Origin of the sequence: Synechococcus sp. MIT S9504 (genome assembly GCF_047497135.1) — a bacterium.
Taxonomy (GTDB): Bacteria; Cyanobacteriota; Cyanobacteriia; order PCC-6307; family Cyanobiaceae; genus Synechococcus_C.
In genome coordinates this window covers 2,577,494-2,603,721 of sequence record NZ_CP138942.1, presented here as the reverse complement: position 1 = coordinate 2,603,721, position 26,228 = coordinate 2,577,494, and the positions used below count along the sequence as shown (strand labels likewise).

21 protein-coding genes and 1 tRNA gene are annotated in these 26,228 nt (G+C 54.0%); 16 read left to right on the top strand and 6 right to left on the bottom strand.

Annotated features, from left to right (window positions below; translation table 11 throughout):
• The first annotated feature begins 134 nt into the window (after positions 1-134).
• The 3 genes from psbZ (at position 135) to SIB58_RS14225 (ending at position 1,028) form a co-directional block, all read left to right on the top strand.
• Positions 135-323: a photosystem II reaction center protein PsbZ gene (psbZ, locus tag SIB58_RS14235; protein WP_011932021.1), complete on the top strand. Its 189-nt coding sequence runs from the start codon at positions 135-137 to the stop codon at positions 321-323.
• 77 nt (positions 324-400) lie between these two features.
• Positions 401-883: a 6,7-dimethyl-8-ribityllumazine synthase gene (gene ribH, locus SIB58_RS14230; protein ID WP_066911403.1), complete on the top strand. Its 483-nt coding sequence runs from the start codon at positions 401-403 to the stop codon at positions 881-883.
• Between the two features lie 73 nt (positions 884-956).
• A tRNA-Gly gene (locus SIB58_RS14225) sits at positions 957-1,028 on the top strand.
• A gap of 7 nt (positions 1,029-1,035) precedes the next feature.
• Here the strand turns inward: SIB58_RS14225 and SIB58_RS14220 are convergent.
• Positions 1,036-1,491 carry a GNAT family N-acetyltransferase gene (locus SIB58_RS14220; RefSeq protein WP_067327327.1) on the bottom strand — a complete coding sequence of 152 codons (456 nt, stop codon included), beginning with the start codon at positions 1,489-1,491 and terminating at the stop codon, positions 1,036-1,038.
• Positions 1,492-1,588: 97 nt separating this feature from the next.
• Between SIB58_RS14220 and SIB58_RS14215 the strand changes: the two genes are divergently transcribed.
• From SIB58_RS14215 to SIB58_RS14180, 8 genes are all read left to right on the top strand, one after another.
• Positions 1,589-2,800, top strand: coding sequence for a glycosyltransferase family 4 protein (locus SIB58_RS14215; protein ID WP_067327330.1), 1,212 nt, complete (start codon positions 1,589-1,591; stop codon positions 2,798-2,800).
• Between the two features lie 11 nt (positions 2,801-2,811).
• A complete protein-coding gene (secA, locus tag SIB58_RS14210) occupies positions 2,812-5,667 on the top strand; it encodes a preprotein translocase subunit SecA (protein WP_067327333.1) in 2,856 nt (951 codons plus the stop codon).
• Positions 5,668-5,792: 125 nt separating this feature from the next.
• Entirely contained in the window at positions 5,793-6,410 is a 618-nt protein-coding gene (gene rfbC, locus SIB58_RS14205; RefSeq protein ID WP_067327336.1) for a dTDP-4-dehydrorhamnose 3,5-epimerase, read from the top strand.
• Positions 6,407-7,318 (top strand): dTDP-4-dehydrorhamnose reductase, encoded by a 912-nt coding sequence (gene rfbD, locus SIB58_RS14200; RefSeq protein WP_067327339.1) that lies wholly within the window; start codon positions 6,407-6,409, stop codon positions 7,316-7,318. Before rfbC ends, rfbD begins: the two co-directional genes overlap by 4 nt.
• Complete coding sequence (locus tag SIB58_RS14195) at positions 7,311-8,660, top strand: sugar transferase (RefSeq protein ID WP_082823437.1); 1,350 nt, start codon at positions 7,311-7,313, stop codon at positions 8,658-8,660. Before rfbD ends, SIB58_RS14195 begins: the two co-directional genes overlap by 8 nt.
• A 243-nt stretch (positions 8,661-8,903) precedes the next feature.
• Positions 8,904-9,956 (top strand): M64 family metallopeptidase, encoded by a 1,053-nt coding sequence (locus SIB58_RS14190; protein ID WP_197461195.1) that lies wholly within the window; start codon positions 8,904-8,906, stop codon positions 9,954-9,956.
• Between the two features lie 368 nt (positions 9,957-10,324).
• The gene (gene rfbA, locus SIB58_RS14185; protein ID WP_067327346.1) at positions 10,325-11,206 is read left to right on the top strand and encodes a glucose-1-phosphate thymidylyltransferase RfbA; all 882 of its coding nucleotides are present in this window, start codon (positions 10,325-10,327) and stop codon (positions 11,204-11,206) included.
• A 350-nt stretch (positions 11,207-11,556) separates the two neighbouring features.
• Positions 11,557-11,739 carry a hypothetical protein gene (locus SIB58_RS14180; protein WP_066911376.1) on the top strand — a complete coding sequence of 61 codons (183 nt, stop codon included), beginning with the start codon at positions 11,557-11,559 and terminating at the stop codon, positions 11,737-11,739.
• Between the two features lie 555 nt (positions 11,740-12,294).
• Here the strand turns inward: SIB58_RS14180 and SIB58_RS14175 are convergent.
• Positions 12,295-14,841, bottom strand: coding sequence for a tetratricopeptide repeat protein (locus tag SIB58_RS14175; protein WP_082823438.1), 2,547 nt, complete (start codon positions 14,839-14,841; stop codon positions 12,295-12,297).
• A gap of 228 nt (positions 14,842-15,069) precedes the next feature.
• Complete coding sequence (locus tag SIB58_RS14170; protein WP_231857177.1) at positions 15,070-15,129, bottom strand: hypothetical protein; 60 nt, start codon at positions 15,127-15,129, stop codon at positions 15,070-15,072.
• A gap of 600 nt (positions 15,130-15,729) precedes the next feature.
• Here SIB58_RS14170 and rfbB point away from each other — a divergent pair.
• Genes rfbB through SIB58_RS14145 form a run of 5 tightly spaced genes read left to right on the top strand, consistent with a single transcriptional unit; the run spans position 15,730 to position 20,796 of the window.
• The gene (gene rfbB / locus SIB58_RS14165; protein WP_066911374.1) at positions 15,730-16,836 is read left to right on the top strand and encodes a dTDP-glucose 4,6-dehydratase; all 1,107 of its coding nucleotides are present in this window, start codon (positions 15,730-15,732) and stop codon (positions 16,834-16,836) included.
• Positions 16,833-17,633, top strand: coding sequence for a glycosyltransferase family 2 protein (locus SIB58_RS14160; protein ID WP_067327349.1), 801 nt, complete (start codon positions 16,833-16,835; stop codon positions 17,631-17,633). The genes rfbB and SIB58_RS14160 overlap by 4 nt, the downstream gene beginning before the upstream one ends.
• Positions 17,634-17,650: 17 nt before the next feature.
• Positions 17,651-18,592: a glycosyltransferase family 2 protein gene (locus tag SIB58_RS14155; RefSeq protein ID WP_156486772.1), complete on the top strand. Its 942-nt coding sequence runs from the start codon at positions 17,651-17,653 to the stop codon at positions 18,590-18,592.
• Positions 18,592-19,869, top strand: coding sequence for a glycosyltransferase (locus SIB58_RS14150; protein WP_066911366.1), 1,278 nt, complete (start codon positions 18,592-18,594; stop codon positions 19,867-19,869). Before SIB58_RS14155 ends, SIB58_RS14150 begins: the two co-directional genes overlap by 1 nt.
• A 3-nt stretch (positions 19,870-19,872) precedes the next feature.
• On the top strand, positions 19,873-20,796 hold the full coding sequence (locus SIB58_RS14145) for an NAD-dependent epimerase/dehydratase family protein (RefSeq protein ID WP_066911363.1): 924 nt from the start codon (positions 19,873-19,875) through the stop codon (positions 20,794-20,796).
• Here SIB58_RS14145 and SIB58_RS14140 read toward each other — a convergent pair.
• The 3 genes from SIB58_RS14140 to SIB58_RS14130 are packed head-to-tail and all read right to left on the bottom strand — an operon-like array spanning position 20,786 to position 26,225.
• Positions 20,786-23,113 carry a rhamnan synthesis F family protein gene (locus SIB58_RS14140; protein WP_082823439.1) on the bottom strand — a complete coding sequence of 776 codons (2,328 nt, stop codon included), beginning with the start codon at positions 23,111-23,113 and terminating at the stop codon, positions 20,786-20,788. The two genes, SIB58_RS14145 and SIB58_RS14140, sit on opposite strands and share 11 nt — an antisense overlap.
• Complete coding sequence (locus tag SIB58_RS14135) at positions 23,113-25,629, bottom strand: glycosyltransferase (protein ID WP_082823440.1); 2,517 nt, start codon at positions 25,627-25,629, stop codon at positions 23,113-23,115. Before SIB58_RS14135 ends, SIB58_RS14140 begins: the two co-directional genes overlap by 1 nt.
• On the bottom strand, positions 25,626-26,225 hold the full coding sequence (locus SIB58_RS14130) for a hypothetical protein (RefSeq protein WP_066911360.1): 600 nt from the start codon (positions 26,223-26,225) through the stop codon (positions 25,626-25,628). Before SIB58_RS14130 ends, SIB58_RS14135 begins: the two co-directional genes overlap by 4 nt.
• Positions 26,226-26,228 lie beyond the last annotated feature (3 nt).

Sequence of the window (26,228 nt, the reverse complement as noted above, 5' to 3'; positions counted from 1 at the left end):
GGGACATCCGGAAGTGGCTGGATCGTACCGATCCTGTTCAACACAAGCTGTGAAGCTTGATGCGCAGGCAACGGAGAGGGCTCTCCCCAACGTGTGAGAATCCCCGGGAACGACCTGGCGTCGACCGATTCACCATGCAAATCCTTAACACCCTCACCGTTCTGGCACTTGTGGTGATGTCCTTTGCGCTGATCGTGGCTGTGCCCGTCCTTTACGCCTCGAATGAGGACAGTGGCCGCTCAAACCGCCTGATCTTGCTTGGTGGCATCGCCTGGGTGGCCTTGGTGCTCGTGAACTGGGGCATGAGCTTCTTCGTGGTCTGAAGCCAGGTCGGCGAGCATCTTTTTTGTCTAGTTCACGTCGGCTGGGTGTGAACATGGAATGAACGGATCAAGGCGTCATGGCCACCTTTGAAGGACGGTTCACTGATGTGCAGGGCCTGCGCATCGCCGTTGTTATTGCTCGATTCAACGATCTGGTCACAGCCAAGTTGCTGAGCGGCTGCCTTGATTGTCTTGGACGCCATGGGATTGATACCGGAGCAGACAGCAACCAGCTCGATACGGCCTGGGTGCCTGGTTCCTTTGAGTTGCCGCTGGTGGCCCAGCAGTTGGCTCGCAGCGGTCGCTATCAGGTGGTGATCACCCTTGGCGCAGTGATTCGGGGCGACACGCCCCATTTCGATGTGGTGGTGGCCGAAGCCAGCAAGGGGATTGCCACCGTGTCCCGCGACACCGGTGTGCCGGTGATTTTCGGTGTGCTCACAACCGACACGATGCAACAGGCCCTTGAGCGGGCAGGGATCAAGAGCAATCTGGGATGGAGCTATGCCCTGCAGGCTCTGGAAATGGGGTCTCTTGTTAAGGCATTGCCAGCGGCTTGAACGGTGGATTGACCAACGGCCCCTTGGTGGTGCATGCTTCTCGGGTCGTCAGGTGATATCCACCTGCAGGCCTGCGGATGTAGCTCAGTGGTAGAGCATCTCCTTGCCAAGGAGAGGGTCGAGAGTTCGAATCTCTTCATCCGCTTGTTGAATCATTGTTTTCGGATCAGCAGCTGCTGAGAGGAAACGGCTCTGAACCCCATTTGTTCGTAAAACCCGTTGCTGTTGGTGGTCATCAGATACACCCTCTCCACCTCACGCAGTTTTGGGGACGCCAGCAGCGCTTCAACGACCCGCCGTCCAAGCCCGCGTCCCTGAAGGTCTCCGGCCACCACCACATCCCAGAGCACGGCCCTGTAGATCCCATCGCTGCTGGCTCGGCCAAAGCCCACCATGCGTTTGCCGCGCCAAAGGCTCACAACCACCGGGCTGCCTTGCAGCATCCGACGCAGTTGTTGACGGCTGCGGCCCTTGGCCCAGAAGGCGTGTTTATTGAGTAAGCGCCGCAGTTTGAGCAGACCGCGCGTCGGGCGTAGGTTTGGCCCCAGCCCCATCAGGCGCAGGCCTGGGGCTCCTGGTGCATGTTCAACCAGATGGATGCGGGCCATCGTCTTCTGATGCAGGCCTCATCATCCGTCTCACTGCGACCTCACTTGTTGTGTGCAACAAAATTCATTTGTTCCAAGGCTTTGATGCGCCGAGGTCATGACGTCAGTGCCTGGTGAACAGTGGCTTCTTGAACAGCGGCCCCAGACCATCCAGCAGTTGTTGCGCGAGTGGCCACCGGGTTATGGCGGTGTTGAACGGGTGGCTCATGAATTGGCGATGGTCTGGGGAGGGGCGGTCTGGAGCCTGGATGCGCAAAACCGCAGCCTGAGCGAGCACGACGCCATCCCTGCCCACTACCCGCGCAGACGACTGGCGCGCACGCCAGCCCTTGGACGTCTGGTCTTGCCGCTGCCTTCGCCTGAGCTGTGGTCGTTGTTGCGTTCGCATCAGCCTCTGCATGGCCATCTGCCCTCCATCGGGGTGCTTCTGGTGCTGCTGCTCGCCCGTTTGGGCCGCCCCCGGCGTCGTGTCACGGCTCACTGGCACTTCTTTTTCGAACCTGCTTCAGGCTTGAAGGGACGCTTTTTCGGCTTTTACGAGTGGCTGGCACTCAGGGTTGTGTCCTGGCTTCCGGGGGTGATCACCACATCGCCGTTGCTGAAAGCGGAATTGGTGCGTTGCGGTTGCCGGCCTGAACGCGTTGCGGTGCTGAGCTGTTGCCTCAGCCACGACCAGGAAGCTGCTGCTCTGGTGGCGAAGCGGTCGTTGTCCCAACCGCGAGCCAATCGGCCCATGCGGGTGCTGTTCATCGGCCGCTTAGGCAGCTACAAACGACTGGATTGGCTGTTGCACAGTCTTGTCAGTGTCAAGGGCCCCTGGTCGCTGGATGTTGTCGGTGATGGGCCGCGGCGGGCTGAATTTGAAGCCCTCAGTCGTGAGCTGACTTCATCTCATCAAAATGGGGTGGTGCGATTTCATGGCCGCTTGTCGGAGGCCGAAAAACTGACTCAGCTGCTGCAGGCCGATCTGCTTGTTCTGCCCTCAGAGAGTTCCAATGAGGCGTTTGGCATCGTGCAACTGGAGGCGATGGCTGCTGGTTTGCCTGCTCTCGCCTTTCAGCGTTGGCGTTCGGGTATGGGTTGGGTCTGTCAGCTGGCTGATCTTGACTGGTCTCAGACGCCGGAGGATTTACCGCGGGTGCTGCAAAAACTTGCTGATGATCCTTCTCTGCTGTGTCATCTCGGAGTGCAGGCGCGCCTTCGCTACGAGCAATTGTTCTGCCGCAGCATCTGGCTGGATCAGCTCAACCACTGGAGCAAACCCCTGAATCGTTCCCAGACCCCGGTAGGCTTTCGGGCCCGAGGGTAGTTGTCGACACCATGCTCAAGCTCCTGCTGGGTGACCCCAATGCCCGCAAGCTGAAGCGGTATCAGCCGATAGTTTCTGACATCAATCTGCTGGAGGAGGAGATCGCCCCGCTGACTGATGATGAGCTGCGTGCCAAGACGACTGCGTTTCAGCAACGTCTGGCCGATGCCGGAAGCCTTGAGAATCAGCGCCCGATTCTCGACGAGATCCTGCCCGAGGCGTTCGCCGTGGTGCGCGAAGCCGCCAAGCGGGTGCTGGCCATGCGTCATTTCGATGTGCAGTTGATCGGCGGGATGGTCCTGCACGAGGGCCAGATCGGTGAGATGAAGACCGGCGAGGGCAAGACCCTGGTGGCCACGCTGCCCAGCTACTTGAATGCTTTAACGGGTCGTGGGGTTCACGTCGTGACCGTGAATGATTATCTGGCCCGTCGTGATGCCGAGTGGATGGGTCAGGTGCACCGTTTCCTGGGCCTTTCAGTGGGCCTGATTCAGCAGGATATGGCTCCTGCTGAGCGTCGCATCAACTATGGCTGCGATATCACTTATGCCACTAATTCCGAGCTCGGGTTTGATTATCTGCGCGACAACATGGCCGCAGATATCAGTGAAGTGGTTCAACGCGAATTTCAGTATTGTGTAATCGATGAGGTCGATTCCATTCTGATTGATGAAGCCCGTACGCCTCTGATTATTTCCGGTCAGGTTGAACGTCCGCAGGAAAAATACCAGAAGGCTGCTGAGGTGGCATCAGCCCTGGCGCGTGCTGCTGAAATGGGCAAAGATGGTATTGATCCTGAGGGTGATTACGAGGTGGATGAGAAGCAGCGCAGCTGCACTCTCACCGATGAAGGCTTCGCCAAGGCCGAGCAGATGATCGGCGTCAATGACCTCTATGACCCTCAGGATCCCTGGGCTCACTACATCACCAATGCTCTCAAGGCCAAGGATCTGTTCACGCGCGATGTGAATTACATCGTGCGTGATGGTGAAGCGGTGATCGTTGATGAATTCACCGGTCGTGTGATGCCTGGTCGCCGCTGGAGTGATGGCCAGCATCAGGCGATTGAAGCCAAGGAAGAACTGCAAATCCAGCCTGAAACCCAGACGCTGGCTTCAATCACTTATCAGAACTTCTTCCTGCTCTATCCGCGACTGGCGGGCATGACCGGTACGGCCAAGACGGAGGAAACCGAGTTCGAAAAGACTTACAAGCTTGAAACCACGATTGTGCCCACCAACCGGGTGCGTGCCCGTCAGGACTGGGTGGATCAGGTGTACAAAACTGAAGAGGCCAAATGGCGTGCGGTGGCGCAGGAGACCGCTGAGGTGCATCAGCAGGGCAGGCCCGTGTTGGTGGGCACCACCAGCGTTGAAAAAAGTGAGTTGCTGAGCTCCCTGCTGGCGGAACAGAACATTCCCCACAACCTGCTCAACGCCAAGCCGGAAAACGTGGAGCGGGAGGCTGAAATTGTGGCTCAGGCCGGTCGCTCCGGCGCCGTCACCATCGCCACCAACATGGCCGGACGTGGCACCGACATCATCCTTGGCGGAAACAGCGATTACATGGCCCGCCTCAAACTGCGCGAGGTGTTGTTGCCTCGGCTTGTGCGGCCGGAAGAGGGGCATCGCCCGCCGGTGCCGCTGCAGCGCAGCACCGATGGTGGTGATGGCTTTGCAGCTAAAGCAGCGCCGGCTTCCGGGCCCCATGGCAGTGCCCCCAGTGAAGCCAAGGCCATCGGCAGCCTCTATCCCTGTCAGCTCACCGATTCAACCGACCAGGCTCTTGCCGGCTTGGCCAGGGATCTGGTCAAGGCCTGGGGCGACCGCGCTCTCAGCGTGATCGAACTGGAGGATCGCATCGCAACAGCTGCTGAGAAGGCTCCCACCGACGATCCCCAGATTGCGGCACTGCGTGCTGCCATCGCCATGGTGAAAACCGAATACGACGAGGTCGTGAAGAAGGAAGAAGGCCGGGTGAGAGAGACGGGTGGCCTGCATGTGATCGGTACCGAGCGTCATGAGTCGCGCCGTGTTGACAATCAGCTGCGCGGACGCGCCGGTCGTCAGGGTGATCCAGGTTCCACCCGCTTTTTCCTCTCTCTGGGCGACAACCTGTTGCGCATCTTCGGCGGTGAGCGCGTGGCCGGACTGATGAATGCCTTCCGTGTGGAGGAGGACATGCCGATTGAATCCGGCATGCTCACCCGCTCTCTTGAGGGAGCTCAGAAAAAGGTGGAGACCTACTACTACGACATCCGCAAGCAGGTGTTCGAGTACGACGAAGTGATGAACAATCAGCGCAAGGCGGTCTATTCAGAGCGCCGTCGCGTGCTCGATGGTCGCGAGCTCAAGAAGCAGGTGGTGGGCTATGGCGAGCGCACTATGAATGAGATCGTGGAGGCCTATGTGAATCCCGACCTGCCGCCCGAGGAATGGGACGTGGCTCAGCTGGTGAGCAAAGTGCAGGAGTTTGTTTACCTGCTGGAGGATCTCAAGGCCGAGCAGTTACAGGGTTTATCGATGGAGGAGCTCAAGGCTTTTCTGCAGGAACAGCTGCGTAACGCCTATGACCTCAAAGAGGGTCAGATCGAGCAGCAGCGTCCAGGCTTGATGCGTGAGGCCGAGCGCTTCTTCATCCTTCAGCAGATTGACACGCTGTGGCGTGAACACTTGCAGGCCATGGATGCCCTGCGCGAATCGGTGGGTCTGCGCGGCTATGGACAGAAAGACCCCCTGATCGAATACAAGAACGAGGGGTACGACATGTTCCTGGACATGATGACCAACATGCGCCGCAACGTGATCTACTCCATGTTCATGTTCCAGCCGGCACCGCCAGCTGCTCAGCAGACAGCCACCGCCTGAGGATGAGCGTCATGCGAAGCTTTCAATGCTTTGAAGGCTTGTTTGTGTCTGCTGTTGGTGAGGGAGTGTTCCTTGCGAGCTGTAGTCTCCGTCTCTCCTGATCAGCCTGGTTCCGGAGATGACTTATGGCGGCTGAAACTCTGAAAACCGTCTCTGGAGAATCGATTCATGGCCCGTTGCTGATCACTCCCCAGATCTTTGGTGATCGCCGTGGCTATTTTTTTGAGAGCTGGAATGAGCGAAGTTTCCGTGCTGAACTGATCGCTTCAGGCTGTTCTGCAGATGAGGTTCAGGCCCTCCGTTTCCGGCAAGACAACCACTCTCGCTCAAGTCGTGGTGTTTTGAGAGGCTTGCATTTTCAGTTACCTCCCGAGCCCCAGGGCAAGCTCGTGCGATGCAGCTTTGGCAGCATTTTTGATGTGGCGGTTGACCTACGCCTGCATTCCTCAACGTATGGGCAGTGGGTGGGAGCGACTCTCAGTGCCGACAACCACCAGCAGCTTTGGGTGCCAGTTGGTTTTGCCCATGGGTTTTTGACCCTCAGTGAGGTCGCTGAGGTGCAATACAAGGCCAGTGGTTTCTGGAACCGCGAGTGTGAACGCTCTCTGCGCTGGGACGATCCAGCCCTGGCGATTCAGTGGCCTCTGGAACAGCTCTCTGGAGCTGCACCGTCTCTCGCTGAAAAAGACGCCGAGGCTCCAAAATTGGCTGTCTTGGAAGCGGCAAACGAGGTGTTTGCTTGAAAGTTCTGCTCACTGGTGCCAGTGGTCAGCTCGGCCAGGCGCTGATTGCATCCAAGCCTCCCCGGGTGCAGTTGATCAGCACGAGCCGCAGTGGAGGCCAAGGCCTGGAAGCTCTTGATCTGGCGGATCACGATGCTTGCCAGAGAGCGGTGCAGGACCATCTCCCCGATTGGGTTCTCAATGCTGGTGCTTACACCACTGTGGATCAAGCTGAATCGGAACCTGTGCTGGCGCAGGCCGTGAACGCGGGTGCACCGCGTGCTCTGTCGCAGGCCCTGGCCTCGTGTTGCCCAGGCGGTCGTCTGTTGCAGCTGAGCACGGATTTTGTCTTCAACGGAGAGCAGGGTCGTCCCTATCAAACGGATGATCGCCCGGATCCTCTCGGGGTTTACGGCGCCACCAAGGCGTCTGGTGAACAGGCTGTGCGTGAGCTGCTGGGCACAGAAGGGGATGGCCGTGCCGCGATTTTGCGGACCAGTTGGGTGTACGGCCCGGTGGGACAGAATTTTTTGCTGACCATGTTGCGTTTGCACCAGCTGAAGTCCGAAGCCAAGGAACCGCTTCGGGTTGTTGCTGATCAGGTGGGCTGTCCTACCGCCACGTTTGGTCTGGCCCAGACCTGCTGGACTGTCATCGCCCGTCAGGCCGCTGGAATTCTGCATTGGAGTGATGCTGGTGCTGCCACGTGGTTTGACTTTGCTGTTGCGATTGGGGCTCAAGCCGCAGCACGGGGTCTGATCTCGGCAGCTGCTGAGGTGAAGCCGATACGCACCAGTGATTACCCCACCCCAGCCCATCGGCCTGCGTACTCCTTGCTCGATTGCACGTCGACTCACGAACGCCTGGGAGTGTCCCCCCGCCATTGGCAATCCATGCTTGATGACGTGCTGGGGGCTCTCAATGAATGATCCCCGCACGCTGCTCGTGCGTGCGGTGATGTTCGACTGGCTCGGGCAGCTGTTGATTCTGGCGCTGGTGATGCTGTTCCAAGGCCTGGCGGGGTTACCGAGTGATGGCATCACGTTGTTCAGCCAGACAGGCTGGTTGCTGTTCATGCTGTTGCTCTATCCAGCCCTGGGATGGTTGTTTGGCAGCTACACCGTGTTGCGCTGGCGCCGGCTGACATTGCCCGTGCTTCTGCAGCGTTTGCTGCTCACCGCTGTAGCGACACTGATGGTTGTTGCCATCGTTCGTTGGCTTTTGAACCCTGGCGTTGAGGTGTGGCTCGTGCATCGCAGGGTGCAACTCCTTTGGATGACGGGAGTCAGTGGCTGGGCGTTTGCGGTTCGGCTGGCGATGCGCCGTGGACTGTTGTTACCCGAATCACCTCGCTTGTTTTTGTTGGCGGAGCCCGATGAAATTGCGCAAGTCATGTGGGCCTGGAAACGCGTTCCTGAGCGGCAGAGACTCTGGCCTACTCAGCCTGAAGTGTTACTCGAACGGATGAAGCGAATGGACGAGCCTTTGCTGCTTGCAATCACTCCAGCGCTGCGTCAGCACTCTGAATTGCTGCCGTTACTGGAGTGCTCCGAGACCAGTGATCCCCGTGAAATTCGGATGTTGTCGCTGCTCAGCTTGTTTCAACAGCAGCAGGAGCGCTTGCCTCCAGCCTTTATCGGTCAGGACGGTCTGGCCTATGACGACCTTCCCTGGGCTGCCACCTTCAGCGTGCAGGCTCAGCTCAAACGCATGGCCGACCTGCTTGTGGCAGCAGCCTTGCTGCTGATCACATTTCCCTTCGTTGCGATCTCCGCTCTGTTGATCTGGATCGAAGATCAGGGGCCAGTGTTTTACACACAGCAGCGCAGTGGCTGGCTGGGTCGCCCTTTCTGGGTGATTAAGTTGCGCACAATGAGCGTTCAGCCCAGTCACGAACCGCCGTCCTGGACCAAGCCTGGAGACCATCGGATTACATCAGTGGGTGGGTGGCTGAGACGGTTTCGCATTGATGAACTGCCTCAACTGTTCAATGTGCTCAAAGGAGAGATGAGTCTGATCGGTCCGAGACCTGAGCGACCAGAAATGGAGCAGGAGCTCGAACGACAAATCCCGCATTACCGAAAGCGCCACTGGATGCGACCGGGGTTGAGTGGTTGGGCTCAGGTCTGTGCTCCCTATGCCAGCAGTGTCGAAGACTCTGATCTCAAATTGTCCTATGACCTTTATTACCTTTTGAATTTCAGCACCTGGCTGGATCTTGTGATCCTGTTCCGCACGATCAAGACGGTGCTTAAAGCAGGAGGTCGCTGATCGCTCAGAGGATTCTCATTTTCCAATCATATTTGAGTCACATCCTGCTCAAATCGTTTGGTTAGGTTCAATTTATCAGGATTTTATATATAAATCTTCGTGTCAAGTTATTTCCACCCTAATCAGTCATTAGGGCCTCAGGCAGTTTCCGCTCAAGCAGCTGATCCCAGTTTTTGGAGTGGGCCTTCGATTGCTCCTGCACAATTAATCGATGAGTTGAGTGCCAGGATCACTCGCTGGGCAGTGGCAATCGACGGTTTTCTTGATTTCTACATGCATTCTGCGGGTGGTGTTGTCAGCGTCTCAGGCGGAAGTCTTGGTGGGCAAGTGATTCAGTCTGTGCCCATTCCTTCGGTCGATCAGGAATTTGTTCGCTCGGTGATTGCAAGGCTTGATGCGGTCATTGATCTGGATTTTCGTTTTGTTGATCGTGCCGCAGCCGCTGATATTGATCTTTTTTACGACGCTGGAATCGATTTAGGTGATCAAGAAACAACACTTGGTTTGGCGGTCTCATCCGGTCGAGATTGGGAGTTATTCGTTAACTACCCCCCACTCCAAGATGATGAAGCATATCGTCGTTATGTGTTTCTTCACGAGCTAGGCCACGCACTTGGTTTGGAGCATGCCTTCAATTCTTCCGATGGTGATGTTACGCAAGGGATTACAGATCCATGGAGTAGTAACTATCCAGAAGAAACTGTGATGGCTTATCGATCTCCATTGTTTGGGCGATGGCCCGATTTCTTTACTGCCAATGACCTCAATGCACTGGCAGCCATTTGGGGGCCTGAGCAACAGCAATTATCAAGCTTGGGTGAAGTTCGAGAAGGTGGTGATTATTCAGAAGCCTTTCTTGGTGGTTTGGGTGATGACATGATCCGCTCCAAGGGCGGAGATGACGAAGTGAGCGGTGGTTTAGGCGTTGATGCTTTATTTGCTGGTGAGGGGGATGACTGGATCAATGGTGATCAGGGAGATGATCGCCTTGATGGTCAGTTGGGTGATGATCTGATTCATGGTGGCTTGGGCAATGATTGGTTGAATGGTGGATCAGGTAATGATTGGCTTTCAGGTGGTGTTGGTGCTGATGCATTTGTTCTGTCTGAAGGGTTCGATGTGGTGACAGATTTTGATTTTTTCTCTGGAGATCGTGTGCTGGTTGCTTCAGGATCCGAATTCAAGATTCGTCAAGTTGGGGCTGATTTGCAAGTATCCGCTGATTTTGGTTCCTTGAACTTGCAAAATGTTGATGGATCGATGATTCCAATATCTTCATTAGTCCAGCAGATTTGACTTAATTTTTGACTGATTAATTGGATAATATTCGACTCATGAGTTGATTTGTGTTGTGCGGCTTCGTTTTTGGCTGTCTTGCCATTCTTTCAGTTTTAAATGATGCAAGAGCTTGATATGCACCCTTATTTCAGATTCGTTGTCACCAGGTTGCCTTTGGGCGGCTTTTGATATGAGCCGTGGAGCAATGATTTGCTCCAATGCATCAGATTTTAATGTACTTTAGACTTTGCTTCCAATACTTTGAGATCATTTTTGCTCATTTTTTCGATGCATAAAAATTAAGTGTCATTCACTTTCCAGTCGATCCACTGATTTGTTTCTGGCTTCCATCTGGCCATCGTTGTGGCAGTATTCATGCAGAAAGGATGCATAAGTTGGCTCGGTCTCGAAAAGGCATCATTCTTGCGGGCGGTAGCGGCACCAGGCTGCATCCGATCACGAAGGCCGCCAGCAAGCAGTTATTGCCGGTTTACGACAAGCCCATGGTGTATTACCCACTGAGCACTCTGATGTTGGCAAAGATCAGGGACGTGTTGATTATCACGACCCCTTCAGATCAAGCGGCATTTCAGCGCTTGCTTGGTGATGGACGTCAGTGGGGCATGCGTTTGAGCTATGCGGTCCAGCCGGACCCTGACGGTTTGGCTCAGGCTTTTTTGATTGGTGCTGATTTTTTGGACGGTCATCCAGCAGCATTGGTGCTCGGAGATAACCTTTTCCACGGCCAGGATCTTGTCCCTGATGATTTATCTGATCAGGGTGCCACCGTTTTTGCTTATCCAGTGCGAGATCCTGAGCGCTACGGGGTCGTTGATTTTTCTGATGATGGACGCGTCATCAGTATCGAAGAAAAGCCGGCACGACCCAAGTCGCGTTACGCCGTGACTGGTCTCTATTTTTATGACAGCACTGTTGTTGATCGCGCCAAAAAGGTCAAACCTTCTGCCCGTGGTGAATTGGAGATCACGGATCTCAACCGTGATTATCTCAAGGATGGTTTGCTCAAGGTTGAGCTGATGGGTCGTGGGATGGCTTGGTTGGATACTGGAACCTGTGATTCTTTGCATGAAGCATCCAGCTACATCCGTACACTTGAGCATCGACAGAGTTTGAAAGTGGGGTGCCCTGAAGAGGTGGCCTGGAGGCATGGCTGGATTTCTGATGATCAGCTACAGGCTTTGGCTGAACCATTAAAAAAGAGTGGTTATGGTCATTATTTAATTCAGCTTCTGGAAAACGGATGCTGAATATGTTCAATGGCAAGTCTCCTTGTAGCTTGAGCTGAAGATCTGCTGCTAATATTTTTAAAATCCTCTGATACTTTATCTGCTTCTAGAGAGTTCAGCCCATGAGTGTTTACTTAATTCTTTGAGAAGTTGTGAGCCTCTTTTATGATTGCCTAATCATTTTTCAATTGTTGCTGGGAGTCCGCGGCCAAAATTATTTGCCGCATGACCTTTTCAGCATTTGAAATTGTGTTCAGACTTTCTCAGGATTTTTTTGACTCAACCTCTGCATTTGAGTCGAGGCCTTTCCAGCTTGTTGCGAATCCTTGCTGTGATCACTTGTCCAGCACTGCACCCATTCGATCCATTTCTTGGCTGAAGTGAGCATCAAGCTTGTGGGAGTGAATCACAAGAAGGATTTCGTCATTGATGTAGGAAGCGACGGGTGGCTAGTTGAAGCCGGTCGTGGTCACGGTTTTATTCTCAATGAATGCGAACTTGTGATGCAGCTTGGCTCCCCTTGCCAGTTCCGACGGTTCGTGATGCCGCTATGAGGAGTTAATTAATCATTTTAGTTTGCAATAGCGGTCTGGTGGTCGCAATTCGAGCAGATCCAGTATTTTCGAAAAGTAGTGGCTTGCGAAGCTTGGATCTGTCAGCAGTCGAATATCGACACCAGTATTCATTCGTTTCGCCAGAATATTGTTCATTGTTTAAGATGTAGACTTCACAGCGCCAGGCCGATTCTTCGCTTTACTGCAGCCAGCTGCTCAGCGATTATGTTCAGTCCATGCTCCGGGAATTGATTTGAGTGTGAAGCGAAGAGCACTTCGATACGCTTATGCCGTTGACTTGAATAGCTTGCATTCCTGGGCTATTTTGCCGCGCCCGAATCGACTGTTTCGTTCGCCGTCAGTACATCTCCCCGAAGCTGACTGAATTCCAACCGTAACAGTCATGCCAGTTCGGGACTTCTACTGGTGAGCAGTTGATTCACAGAGAAGGGTAGTGTAAAAGCGAGATGAGCTCGAGTTATGAGCATTGATGCTATGCTTTGTGGATAATATTTGATCAATAATTGCATCTTAGGCGTTGCTCTGGCAATTTGTTTAGTAAGACTTCTGTGCCCAAAACTGATACATGCCTACGAAGGTTGAGGGATGTGTTTCTTCAAACTTTCCCCAGTTAGCGAATGAAACCATATCACTATCTTCTGGATATTGCTCTTGGTAAAGATTCTTTATTTTTTTTGATATCATAAAACCACAGAAAGTTAGACCGTGAGAATCTAAAAGTCTTCGGAGTGTTTCTATTGTATAGCGACGTTCTTGAACGTGAAAGCAGAGGTCCCGGCACCTCGAGAGTGAATAGAAATCACCCCCAAAGTTAGGCAGATTTGCTAGATCTTTGAATTCTCCCTTTAGGACCTTTTGGCGAAACTCTCTGATGCTGTCTGCTGTACTTTTCAGGCCTAGCTGCTTAATTCGTTTTCGTGCAATCACAATCTCTTTCCTGGCGATATCGCTATACAACCCAAGCTTGATATAGCCCCCAGGCTTCAGTTTTTTTGTTAACGCTGAAAGCCCTTTTGCGGGATCTTCCATGTGATGTAAGACACCACTGCATTCAATTGTGTCGAATGTTTCGTCAAGAGCTGCTACATCTAATAAATCCATCTTTCTGAAGTCAACGTTTTTCATTCCGTAATCTTTGGCTTTCCTAATAGCGTATGTCAGGCTGCTACTGCTTAGATCAATAGCTGTAATCTGTGCATTCTTGTAGCGACTAGAAGTAATGACTTGGCTGCCAGTACCGCAGCCTGCAATCAGCACCCTTGGTAGCGAATGATTGCTAGCGAGTACTTCTGAGAATTGAAGATTCTTCTTAGTAGATTCGTATTCAATTGCTTTAGATATGCACTTTGCTGATGTCTTATCGGTAAAGTCTGCATACCGATACCTAGGATATGGGTTCTCTTCATACATATCTTGTACTTTTCTTGAGACGGTATCGGATATCTCTGAAACACCTTTGATTGTGGCTTTAATCCTCTTCTCTTCTTGAGGTTGCTGCAGTTGGCTTTCGATGAGCGTTCTGCTTTCATATGTAGAAGTTGGGTAATTTTCTAGCCATCCTTGATCGAATCTTAGCTGATAGATAGGCACATAGCAGGCGACAATGGCTAGGAATTGATTGAACACCTCCTCCTGGCTTGAGCTTAAGCCAGGTATCAGTTGATTTACCAGATCTTCTTCTTCTGGTGATTGCTCGTACACGTATTCATTCAGGAAGCACTGGGTGGCTAATGCTTCCGTGAGTCCTTTTAAGTTATCTGGAATCTTCTTCTGATTAGATGCTAGTCCTACTAGTTCTTTTCTCAGGCGTGTCAAAAAGTGCTCAATAGCTTGATGAGGCGGAATAAGCATTGTAAGGGACTTTCTCAGCCGCCAATCCGCAGCGAGATTGGTGAGAGCATTATTCTCCGTTGAGATGATAGGATCAAATTTTGCAGCTTCTTGGATGGTTGGTAGGAAGACTTGAATGAAAATTGTTGAAAGTTTGGAGTGGGAGATATTCTCTAAATTAATCAGTAATTCGTAAGCTTTTATAAGATTCTGCGCATTGGATGAGTTGAGTGTGAGCTGGTCTATAAACCCTTTTAAATTGTTCAAAGCGCCGGGATTATCAGGTTTGAGTTCTAGGGACTTTATGGTTGCTGCAAGGGCTTGATCGAGCTGCCCGAGACCTAGGTAGATCCCTCCCAGGTTCGTATGGGCATCGGGGTTATCAGGTTTGAGTTCTAGGGACTTCAGTGTTGCTGCAAGGGCTTGATCGAACCGCCCGAGATCTTGGTAGATTCCGCCAAGGTTCGTATGGGCATTGGGGTTATCAGGACTGAGCTCTAGGGACTTCAGTGTTGCTGCAAGCGCTTCATCGAGCTGCCCGAGATTGCCATAGATCCCGCCCAGGTTCATGTGGGCATCGTGGTTATCAGCTCTGAGCTCTAGGGATTTCAGGGTTGCTGCAAGGGCTTGATCGAGCTGCCCAAGATCTTGGTAGATCCCACCCAGGTTCATGTGGGCCGTTGAGCTATCAGGCTTCAGCTGTAAGGACTTGAGGGTTGTTGTAAGCGCATTATCGAGCTGCCCGAGATCTTGGTAGATCGCGCCAAGGTTCATGTAAGTCATTGGGTTATCAGGTTTCAGCGCTAAGGACTTCAGCGTTGAGGCAAGAGCTTGATCGAGCTGCCCGAGATCTTTGTGGATGACGCCCAGGTTCATGTGGACATCTGGGTTATCAGGCTTCAGCTCTAAGGATTTCAGCGTTGAGGCAAGGGCTTGATCGAGCTGCCCAAGATCTTTGAAAAGATTGCCTAGATTTGCATGTGAATCTGCATAGTTTGGATTGGCGGCTACCGCACGCTCGTATATTGAAACCGCTTCCTTGCTTCTGTTTGTGTTTTTGTAAATCACTCCAAGGTTGGAGAAGGCTATTTCATGGTGGAAGCCACTGTCTATGGCGTTTAAATATAGTGCTTCTGCATTTTTAATATCCCCTGCTTTATGAGCTTTGATCGCAGCTTCGAGAAGTTGAGGACCATTTTTAGAGATCTTTTTCTTCTTCGTATTTGGCTCGCTTTTTTTGAATCCTGCCATTTGTTGATGTAGCAATTCATTGACTCTAAGACATTTATGAGATCTTCCACCTGTTCTCGTTGCAAGCTGCTTTCTAAGCCATTCTAAATTTCCCTCGACCCGCCCCCGCACTTGCCTCGTTACCAGTCAAACCTGCCGTGCATTCGTGCGGTGATTGACAGCTCAGCCCTCCGCCAGATCCCATTCATCTCCCGTATGAATGATCGGCGAGCTTAGGTGTGTGAACTATCAGCACCGCTCGTGGTTGGAGTGAGTGGCAGCCTGAGACCAGTTGAAACTGCCGGAGATGACTGTTTTGCAGTCGATGATCGCGAATTTGCGGTGAAGCTAGTCGTCGTAAGCTAAGAGTGAAGCCTGGAGGCATGGCTGGATTTCTGATGATCAGCTACGGGCTTTGGCTGAACTTTGAAAAAGAGTGATTGTGGTCGTTAATTAACGCAGCTTTTGGAAAATGGACGCGGGCCATGTTCATTTGCAGGTTTCTTAGGTCCTTGAGCTGAACATATGCTACAAATTTTTGTAAATTCCCTGAGATTTAATCTACTAGCAGAGAGCTGGTTTGAGCTAGCTTATATTATGTACCTGTTTATTGTGACATCAATTCGTGTAAGTTGTCGTGCTCTACTGCTTATTTTGACTGTCGATGTATTGTTATGCTTTTAACATGGTCAAATGGCATAAGGTTTTGATCACCGCTGGTGATCTTGTCCATTTTAGCTGAGTAATGTGTTAGTTCTTGTTGTCTGATCTGAGCGGGAGTGGTCTGTTCTATTTGATTGTTTGTTGGAAAATCGATTGATTGGCGTTTGCAAAAGAGTTCAAGCTTCTATAGCAGCCCGCCCCTAGGGGCGTTTGGGGGTTTATCCTTCCATCAGGATTTGAATTGTGATGTCTTTTTCCCTGCCAGCTGATTCCCGTGTGTTGGTGACCGGGGGAGCTGGATTTATTGGGAGCTCCGTCGTGCGCAGGCTTTTGCATCACTCAGATGCTCAGGTCTTCAATCTGGATAAAATTGGTTATGCCAGTGACCTCACAAGTATCGGTGAGCATCCCAAGCACCATTTACTCAGGGTGGATCTCGCAAGTGCTGAGGCTACGGAGGAAGCTGTCCGAATCGCGGATCCGGATCTTGTTATGCATCTTGCTGCAGAAAGTCACGTCGATCGTTCAATCGACGGCCCAGGCTTTTTTATTGAAAGCAATATCGTTGGGACCTATAATTTGCTTCAGTCTGCGCGTCGACACTGGGAGCAGCTGGCGCCACATCGCCGTGCTCGTTTTCGCTTTCATCACATCAGTACGGACGAAGTGTTTGGTTCTCTTGGAGATCAGGGTCGCTTTTCTGAAACCACTGCTTATGATCCTCGCAGTCCGTATTCTGCGAGTAAGGCTGCTAGCGACCATCTAGTTAATGCATGGCACCACACTTTTGGTTTGCCTGTCGTTCTGACCAACTGCTCTAACAATTACGGTCCTTGGCAATTTCCAGAGAAGCTGATTCCTGTTGTCATTCTCAAGGCCATTGCAGGTGAATCGATTCCTCTTTATGGGGATGGTCTGAATGTTCGTGATTGGTTGTATGTTGAAGACCACGTTGATGCGTTGTTATTGGCTGCAACGCGTGGACGAATCGGTGATCATTATTGCGTGGGAGGTGCCGGTGATCATGGCTCTGCGAGTGAGCGGAGTAATCGCGATGTTGTTGAAACGATCTGCTCAATTCTTGACCGGATCAGGCCACAGAATGAGCCCTATGCAAGCTTGATCAAATGTGTGTCTGATCGGCCAGGGCATGATCGCAGATATGCCATTGATGCCAGCAAAATATCCAGGGAACTCGGCTGGAAGCCGCAGCACAGTTTTGAGGAGGGCTTACAGGTCACGGTTGAGTGGTACCTACAGAATCTTGAATGGTGTCAAGCGGTGCGTGAACAATCGGGATATGACGGTGAGCGGATCGGAATAGCTGATCAGAGTGCTGTTTCGAGTTCATGAGCGAGGCTGAAGCGCCACTGCGATCTTTGATCTTGCTCTTGGTGGCGTTTCATCCTTCCAAGCAGGAGGTGAATTGTTTGAACACATGCTTGAGATCCCTTCCTGCGACTATTGGTTATGCAGTTGTTGTGAATGATTATCTGCCTGGTGAACCGATCGATCTTCTGGCAGAGAATGCAGATAGTTGGCTATGCAACTCAGATAACCCAGGTTATGGAAGAGCCGTTAATCGCTTGGTTAAAACATTGCCAAACATTCCTAAGTATTTAGGCGTTCTTAATACTGATCTTCAGTGGACTAAAGGTACTTTCGCGACGATGACGTCCTGGATGGATCAAAATCCAGATGTGGTCCTCGCCGCGCCTCAGATCCTTGACCCGTTAGGCAATGAACAGAAGCTCTGCAAGAGAAATCCCACCGTATTGGGATTGTTGAGCAGGCGATTCATTCCTGATTGGTTCAAGCCTGGTTGGTTGAAACGATATGACCGATGGTATGTGATGGCTGATTCTTCTTATGACGATCAATTCGATGTTCCTTATTTGAGTGGGTGTTGCATGGTGATGCAATCCAAGCCTTTTTTGCAGAGTGGTGGCTTTGATGAGCGCTATTTCCTTTATCTGGAAGATGCGGATTTAACCCGTGAGATGTCCTTATGGGGTCGTTGTCAGCATTTTTCATCTGCGTACGTTGTCCATTCCTGGGGACGCGGAAACTATAAAAGTCTCAGGTTGATGGTCGTGAATGTGCAGAGTGCCTGGCGTTATTTTTGCAAGTGGGGTTGGACGTTCTGGTGAAAAATTACGAGGTCGTCATGGCCACTTGCAATGGTGAGCGCTTCCTTGATCAGCAAATTGCATCCATTCTCAGGCAGACTATTTTGCCTGAGCGTTTGTTGGTTGCTGATGATTGTTCTTCGGATCAGACATTGGAATTCCTGCATCATTGGCAGGAAAAGAGTGATGTTCCGTTTGAATTTTTAACAATAAGGGAATCTGGGCGCCTGGGAAGTTGCCGTAATTTTGAACGACTTCTCTATGCGAGTGAGGCGTCTTACGTGATGTTGTCTGATCAGGATGATGTTTGGGATGTTGATAAAGCCGAACGCTTACTGCAGCAGATGGATGCTCTGGAGCATCGGCTTGGTGCTGACCGGCCCCTTCTCGTGCATTGTGATCAGTGCTTGATTGATGCTGAGGGTCATCAGATTCACCCTTCCTTTCATCGTTGTCAGGGTTTGCATCCTGGGCGTGATGGTCTGTTTGAGATCGGATTGCAGAACGTGGTGACGGGTTGTGCGTTGTTGCTGAATCGATCGGCGGTTGAGCGATCTCTACCCTTCCCACCAGAAGTGGTTCTGCATGATTGGTGGCTTGCTCTTGTGGCCGCCCAGGCGGGTGGTTTGTACTATTGGCCCGAATCCTGTTCCAGTTACCGGCAGCATCAGACCAATGTGGTGGGTGCACGAGGATGGCGCCGGCAGTTGATCACACGATTTCGGGATGTTGATGTCTTCCACCTCAGGCGTTCTGCTCAGCGATTGATTAGTCCAGGTTTATTGCAGTTGCGGGCTTGTCTGAACCGTTTTGATTCGCCAGAGAGTGCAGCGCAGTTGGAACGGTTGTGGAGTGCTTCCGTTTGCGTTCGTTTGTCGACTGCATTGAGGCTGGGGTTACGCAAACATGGCTGGTGGCGTACAGCGGGTTTTTATGCAGCATTGTTGTGCTCCAGGCCATCACGACATGAGCCGTCTTGATGCGAATTCTTCTCGCTGTTCATCAGTTTTTTCCTGATTTCCGCGCTGGCACGGAAACGCTCACGAGGCGAACGGCGGAAGAACTGCAGAGACGCGGCCATCACGTCTGGATCCTCACCGCTGGTCCTCATAAGCCTGGTTGCCCAACCTGGCGGCGTGAGAGCTGGGAAGGGCTTGAGTTGGTTCGCATGAATCCACCTCCTGAGGCTTCTCCTTTTTTGGGGGGAGTCGCTCAGAGTTATTGGAGGCCTGAACTGGAAGCTGGCTTCATTGCTTTGCTTCGGGATCTGCAGCCCGAGCTGTTGCATGTGTTTCATCTGCGTCGGCATACTCTCACCCTTGTTCAGGCTGCCCGGCGTTGCCGCGTGCCGGTGTTTGCAAGCCTGACTGATTACTGGATGGTCTGTCCCTCCGGCCAACTGCAGTTTCCTGACAACTACCTCGCTCGGCGCTTCAGTCCTCCACTGGCCTTCATCCTGCTTTGGCTCTGGCGTTGGCTCAACCCCTTGTTGTCGTTGATCCCGAGGAGTCCTTTTTCGGCTCTCAAACGTCGTCCTTTGTTGATGGCCCAGGCCTTTGAGCAATTTGAGCAGGTACTGGTTCCTTCTCAGTTGATGTGGAGAACGTTTGAAGAGATGGGTGTCTCGACCCATCATTTCGCGTTGTGCCCCTACGGCATTTCTTTGGAAGGACTTGATGTACTGCCACAGCGGAAGCCCTGGGCCGGGCCGGAGCAGCGATCACTGCGTGTGGGTTTCATCGGTAGTTTCAATCAGGCCAAGGGTGCCCATGTGTTGCTCGAGGCCCTGGCATTGGTGGGCCGGCATCAGTCTCTGCAAGCTGTGTTGTATGGCAACCCTGCCGATGATCCTGAGTACTGGCAAAGCTTGCAGCGTCAGGCTGATGCACTGCCTCAGGTTCGCTTTGGAGGCGTATTCGCTTCAGAGCAGGTGTTTGAGGTGTTGGCGTCTCTCGATGTTCTCGTTGTACCTTCGCTTTGGCGAGAGAATTCGCCCTTGATTGTTGAGCAAGCCAAGGCCAGCGGACTGCCGCTCTTGCTTTCAGATGTTGATGGGATGGCAGATCGGGTGGTTTCCGGCGTGAATGCCATGCTCTTTCCGCCGGGCGACAGTCGAAGATTGGCTGCTGATCTCATCCAATGTGTACGTGATCAGGGGGTTCTGGCGGCCTTTGTGAATCGTGGAGGTGTTCCACGAACGATTGCTGATTACGGCGATCAGCTCGAACAGATCTACGCTCGCGTGATCAGGCGTTAAGGCATGCAGGCCGTTGTTACCGGTGCCAGTGGCTTCATTGGTTCCCATCTGGTGGATGGTCTGCTTTGTGCGGGGTACAGGGTCAAGGCCTTGGGGCGACAGCTTCCAGGTCTGATCAGTGCGGAGGCGCAGGTCCATCCCGATCTGACGCTGTCTTCCGTGCCATTGGCAGATGGTCTGGCTCTGCAGCAAACGCTGGAGGGTGCGCAGGTTGTGTTTCATCTGGCTTGCGGGAGTCTTCCCCAGACCTCCAATCACGATCCACAGGCGGATGTGCAGGTCAATCTGCTCGGATCATTGAATTTGCTTGAAGCAGCGCGTCTCACCGATGTGAAGCGCTTGGTGATGGTGTCGTCGGGCGGAACTGTGTATGGAGTGCCTCGAGAGGTGCCGATTCCGGAAACCCACCCCACAGATCCCATCTGCTCCTACGGCATCACCAAGCTTGCAATCGAGAAATATGTGGCTCTTTATCGCCAGTTGCACGGCCTCGAGGCGGTGGTGTTGAGGGTGGCGAACCCTTTTGGCCCGCGTCAGCGCTTGGATGCAACACAGGGTGTGGTCCCCGTGTTCCTTGGACGAGCGTTGAGAGGCGACCCCCTGCAGATCTGGGGTGATGGAACAACGGTGCGCGATTTCCTGGATGTGTCTGATGTGGTCGAAGCTCTGCTGATGGCGGCTCGCTTTCAATCGGATGAGTATCTGTTCAACATTGGCTCCGGTCAGGGTCTGAGCCTTAACCAGCTTGTAGGTCTGTTGGAGACCCAGCTGCAGCGATCCCTGAATGTTGAGTATCTGCCTTCAAGGGGATGTGATGTTCCCACCAACGTTCTCTGCATTGCACGAGCAAAGCAGGCTTTGGGTTGGACGCCCAGGGTGACTGTCGCTGAGGGGCTTCAGCGTCTTTGCAACAGTCTTATCGACTAAGCCCAGGCACATGTGTCATGGCATAGCGCTTGCCGTTGGCCATGCAGATCTGAGGGAGCAGCCGCTCGATGGCATGCAGCATGGTGCCGTCATAGCCCAGGGGTTCTTCGGGGTAGTCGTTCCAGTTCAGTCCAAGGTTGTAGAGGTTGCTCAGGGCTCCCTGACGTGCCCAGAACATCGTGCCCACTGGAAAGTTGATCGCTTGCGGCAGTTGTTGAATCCCAAGACGCTCAGCCAGTCGTTCAGCATGGACGCGGTTTTCAGTCCAGCCCAGGCAGCCGGGATCATCGGGAAAAACCAGGCCAAGATCGGCATCGCTGTTGATGGCGGCAAGGATGATATCGGCCATGGGTTGCTCGGCATCACCGAGCAGATTGGCGAGAATAAAATCACGCCAGCGTTCGGCTGTGCCGCTATTGATCAACACACTTTTTTTGGTGTGCAGATGCCCGTGGATGGTGTAATTGCGATCGAGCTGTTGGCCAAGTTCGCTCAGCAGGGGGCCGATATCGCGACCTCGGTTCGGTACGGGGTGAAGGCTGGCTTCCTGCTGATTGTTGTGCAGGATTTGGCGGATCTTTGATTCGAGCTGCGGATCGCTGAAACTCAGAAACAGATCTGGCTTCACTGTGCTCTGACCAAGGCGCTCCAGGATGGGGGCCAACAACTCTGGATAGAACACGTGAATGTGCAGGGCGACCTCGCTGGAATCAGGCAGGCGTGTAATCGCATCGTGCGGTTGAATCAGTGACACCAGCCAGGGTCCTTTGGGTTGTCCCTGTTGCTGCCAGTGAGCCAGCGGATCACGGCGTGCATCGTTTGCAAGCTGATGTTCTCTGTAAATTCCTGGATGGAAGCCTGGAAAGGGTTTGCGTGCGCGGATGTTGCTGCCCCAGCTGAGCAGGTAACGCTGGTTCAGGGCTAAATCCGTGAGGCGTTGATCCGGGTAGGCAAAGTTGGCGTTCACCAGCTTCTGTTCAAGCAGCAGCTTCAGGTCGGATTCCTCCTGCCGGACTTCAGTACGGCTGATGCCAGCCAGCTTGATCAGCTCCTTGATGTAGGAAGGCATGTGGAACCAGCGGCTGGCGTGTTCGCGGGTGAGAGCACCTAGCTGCTTCATCCGCTCAGGAGAGCGCAGAAGTGCCACCGCTTTGCGAGCCATGACGGTGTAGTCGAAGTAAGGAGCCACGCCGGCTGAGTGAAGGAGTGGTTGCTGTTCCAGCAGGTTGGCGATGCCGCAGGCTTCTTGAAAGCAGAGCACAGGAGTTGCGGCCAGCATCGCGTCGATCGCCACATTTGGCAGTGGATCGAGACGTGAACTCACGACAAAGAGGTTGCTGCGATTGATCAGGTCCTGATAAGCCGGTGATTCCTCCAGCATCACCAGGTGGTTACTGAGGCCGCTGCGGCTGATCTGATCCTCCAGCCAGACAGACACACTGAAGTCGTGATCAGGCTCATAACCGCTGCCGATCCATGCAAATCGCATGTTGAGTTCAGGAGCTTGTTGGACGATCTGAGCGGCCATCGCCACGAACAGATCGACTCCTTTGCGGGGTTGCACGGCTCCGGCCCCCAGTACCAGCAGTGTTTCCTGCGGCAGTTGGTTCAGAAAATCACTGGCTTCAACCTTTGATGGCCGTTTGAGATCATTCTCGCTGGTGGTTTGGCTGGCTGCAGGAAGTTGGCAGCGGCCCTGCGGGAGCACCGCCAGACGCACATCAGCGAGATGGTTGCAACGGCGGAGCACATCGCTCCAGGTGAGTGGGGTTGAACACACCACGCGCGAGGACCACAGTCCCACTTCTGCAAAGACTTCCAGTGGTTTGACGTAGGTCACGAATTCATGCACCAGGCAGAGGCAGGCAATCCCCTCTCCGCGCAAGGGCTCCAGCAGGGGGGCCGAGACCACCGAATTCACCAGTGCAAATTCAGGATTTCCCTGCGGACAGGCTGCCTTCATGGCACGTCTGACAAGTTTGCGGTTCACAAACATCCGTTTAGCCTTGATCACCGCAGTGCTGTTGGCCTGGAACTGGTGGAGCAGCGGCCCGCCTTTCAGCAGCAACACGACCACGTTGTGGGTCTGGCTGAGTTGCTGCACCAGGTTGAGAGCCAGGATCGGAGCCCCCGTGGCTGAGGCCTCGTGGCTCACGACCATCGCGGTCGGCCGACTGCGATTGAAGGCTTGTCTGCCCTTCTGCACATCCATGCCAAGACTGGTGAGCAAGCGGGCGTAGCTCCAGCGCGCCAGCGGCTTGATCTGGCGACCAAGCGGTGAGTTGATTAATACTCGAACGGTCTTGAAGCGCGTCATCAGCGGTTCTCAGCGGCAAAAGCGAGTTGCAGCCATGGATGGCGATGCTGCAGCAGTCGGCTGAGTTGTCGTTGGCGTTGATTGGTCTGGCTCTGCAGCATCGACGCGCCGTGCTGGGTGTAGGTGCCGAGGGGTCGCGGGTACAGCACCCCATGCCAACCGGCCTCGATCAGCTTGCACCAGAAATCGAAATCCTCCCAGCCTCCGGGGATGTGGCTGTAACCACCAACGGCTTCCCAGGCGCTGCGTCGCACCAGAGCCATTGCATCAATCACGTTGCCGGCTCGCAGTTGCTCGCGCTGCCAGGGATGACCGCCTCCCACCAATCCCAACGGCTGCCCGTCGTCATTGCAGATCCGGATGAGCGGATGCACAACAGCGGTTTTGTCAGGGCTTGCTTTGGCCAGTCCAAGGCAAAGCTCGCAAGCCCTGGCATCGATCTGGTTGTCAGCATCCAGCACCAAGCACCAGGGCGCCGAGGCGGCGGCAAATGCGGTGTTGCGTGCAGCAGCCAGGCCTGAATTCTTGTGGTGTTTCAGTAGTTTCCCGCTGCAGAATCGATGCCCGTGTGCGTCAAGCCATTCATGGCATCGTGTGAGGCTGTCATCGGTGGAGGCGTCATCGACAATCAACAACTCCACGGCAGGCAATGATTGAGCAAGACAGCTCTCCAGGGCGGCAGAGATTCGTTTGGCGTAGTTGTAGGAGCTGATGCAGATCGAGACTTCGGGCGGCAGGTCACTGGCGTGCTGCCAGAGCACCTGCGCGGTTGGTGACGGTGTGTGAATTGTGCCCGGAGCAGGTTTGCCTGCTTTGTGCCAAGCCAATTCCTCGAGCAGTTCCTCGGGGTTGATTGGATTTTGAAAACAGAGAACACCCAGGCTCTGCCAGAGCAATGGCTCTGATGATTGGGGATCGATGCGCACCAGATTGAGGCCGGCGCTGCAGCAAGCTTGAATCCATGCCGCAAGCAGCCTGGCTTGCGCTCGAGAGAGGGCCGGTGCGGGGGGAAAGACAGGCAGATGCAATAGAGCAGCAGGGAGCCTTTGCCAGCTGTCATCCGTTTCGCTGCTGCCCAGACAGAGCCACTCCCCGCCAAGCATCACCAGTGCTTCTGGGCAAGGCAGGCCTAACTGGGTGGAGGCGTCAACGTTGTTGCTGTTTAGCCAGCCCTCCTTCGCTGCGTTGTGGAGGGTGTGGTGAATACTGAGCTGTTCAGCATTCACGCCGAGAAGCCGTAACAGCTTCACCTGATCGGGGTCGGGATCGAACACCCTCTCCACCTGGGTGAGATGCAACAGCAGTTTTGGATCCTGCGCTGTGACCTCGAGTCGTTGCAGATGCAACGCCGCGTCGCTTGTGGCTTCAGCAGAGCAGATCTCAGGATTGCTCCCCGGGCTGAGTGGCAGGTGGTGGATCCACAGGTGTGTTGTCCAGTCCTCCAGGGAGCCCCCAATCAAGCCAAGCTTCAGTCTCTGAGGGAGAGGCCCTCCCTGGTCGGCACTGGGGTCATCGCCGGGGAAGCCTGGATGGTTGAGACATCTCAGTTGAGCAAGGCTGATGGGAGCAATGCCGCTTTGTGTCCAGGCTTGGATCCCAGCAGCCTGGAGTTCGCTTTGATCACTGCCCAGAGCCTTGAGTGCTCGGCTCCAGGGGTGCTGATTGGGCGTTGACAGGTTCCGGGGGTTGAGATGCGCCGATGGCCCCGGCTGTCGTCTGGCCCAATGCCGCAGTGCTCCCACCGACCCGGCTGCGGCTTGCTCCAGTTGTCGATGCCAACGCCTGACCTGGCGCTTCAGGCGGGGGGCTTGGCCGTGGGTCTGGCTGCGGCGATAGTCAGAGCAGATGCAGCCCAATGCCGTTTGCACGGCCGTTGGATCGTTGTTGTCTGGCCGGCAGAACGTTTGCAAGGCCTGGATCTGAGTTTTGGGCTCGTCAAACCACCTGCTGTAACTCACCACATGCAGAGGCAGATCACCCGCGTCGACCAGCAGTTGCTGCTGATGGCGAATCCACAGAGCCTGCGCTCGCGCGCTGGTCATCTCGGTGGCTGCTGCATCGCGGTTGACGAGCGACGTAACCACCTCTGCTGGGTGCCGAAAGGCGAGCAGCAAGCGTAAGGGCAGATTCAGCTCAGCTGCCACAAGTCGCCAGAGCGGCAAGAGAAGCGAACTGCGCGGATCCTTGATGGCCCAAGGCCCTCGTTGTTGTTGCAGATCGACCGTCAGCAGTCGTTTGAGGCAGATGGCGGCGCGCTGGGCGCGCGGCGTTGTTAACCAATCCTGCGGAAGCGCCAGGGTGCCCTGTTCGCTGGGCCACCAGCGCTGGAGATCAATCAGCAGCTCTTCCTGCAGGGCCCTGATGTCTGATCGCTCGAAGTAGCCAGCGGGATTGTGAGTATCAGCGGGGATCAGAGGCCCGGGCAAGGCGACGCCGAGGGCCTCGAGAATCGATCCCAGTAGGGACGTGCCACTGCGGTGCATGCCCACCACCAGGATCAATGGCGCACGATTCATGCTGCGATTCCTGCTCCATAGACCCGCTTCTGCCAGGCGTTCCAACGTGGGTTCACAGTCGCGATGCGCTGTCGCTCGGCTGAGCTGAAGCCGGGGTGTTCGGCTGGCTTTGTTGGCCGTGCATTGTCCCGCGGTGGAGCTTGAAAGGGTGCTGTGCCTTCTGGCAGCAGAGGCAGCAGCAGGCGGTTGAGATCGTCCTGCAGTGTCTCGAGACGCAACGCGGTGACCTGCTGATCGATTTCAAAGTATTGGAGCCACCAGTCGGCAGCCACCCAGGTTCCGCCCAGTCGTAAGGAATAAGACAGACCACTGCGCACGGGTTCGAAATCCAGATCCGGCAAGTTCATGTGCCGGCGTTTGTGTTCCCAGTCGCTGATCAACCAATCTTCCAGTCGGCGGCTGGTGATGAACCGTTGGCGTGCGTTGGCACGCCATGCTCCTCGACTCTCTCGCAGGGCCACGGAGTCATGCTTGAGGGGCGTCGAATCATCGTCCACGTCAACCCCGCTGAGTTGCCTTTCATGAAAAAGGCGGTTCATGGAGGTTCCCCCGGTTTTCGGGAGATGAAGCCAGAGGAAGGAATCAGCGATGATCATGAC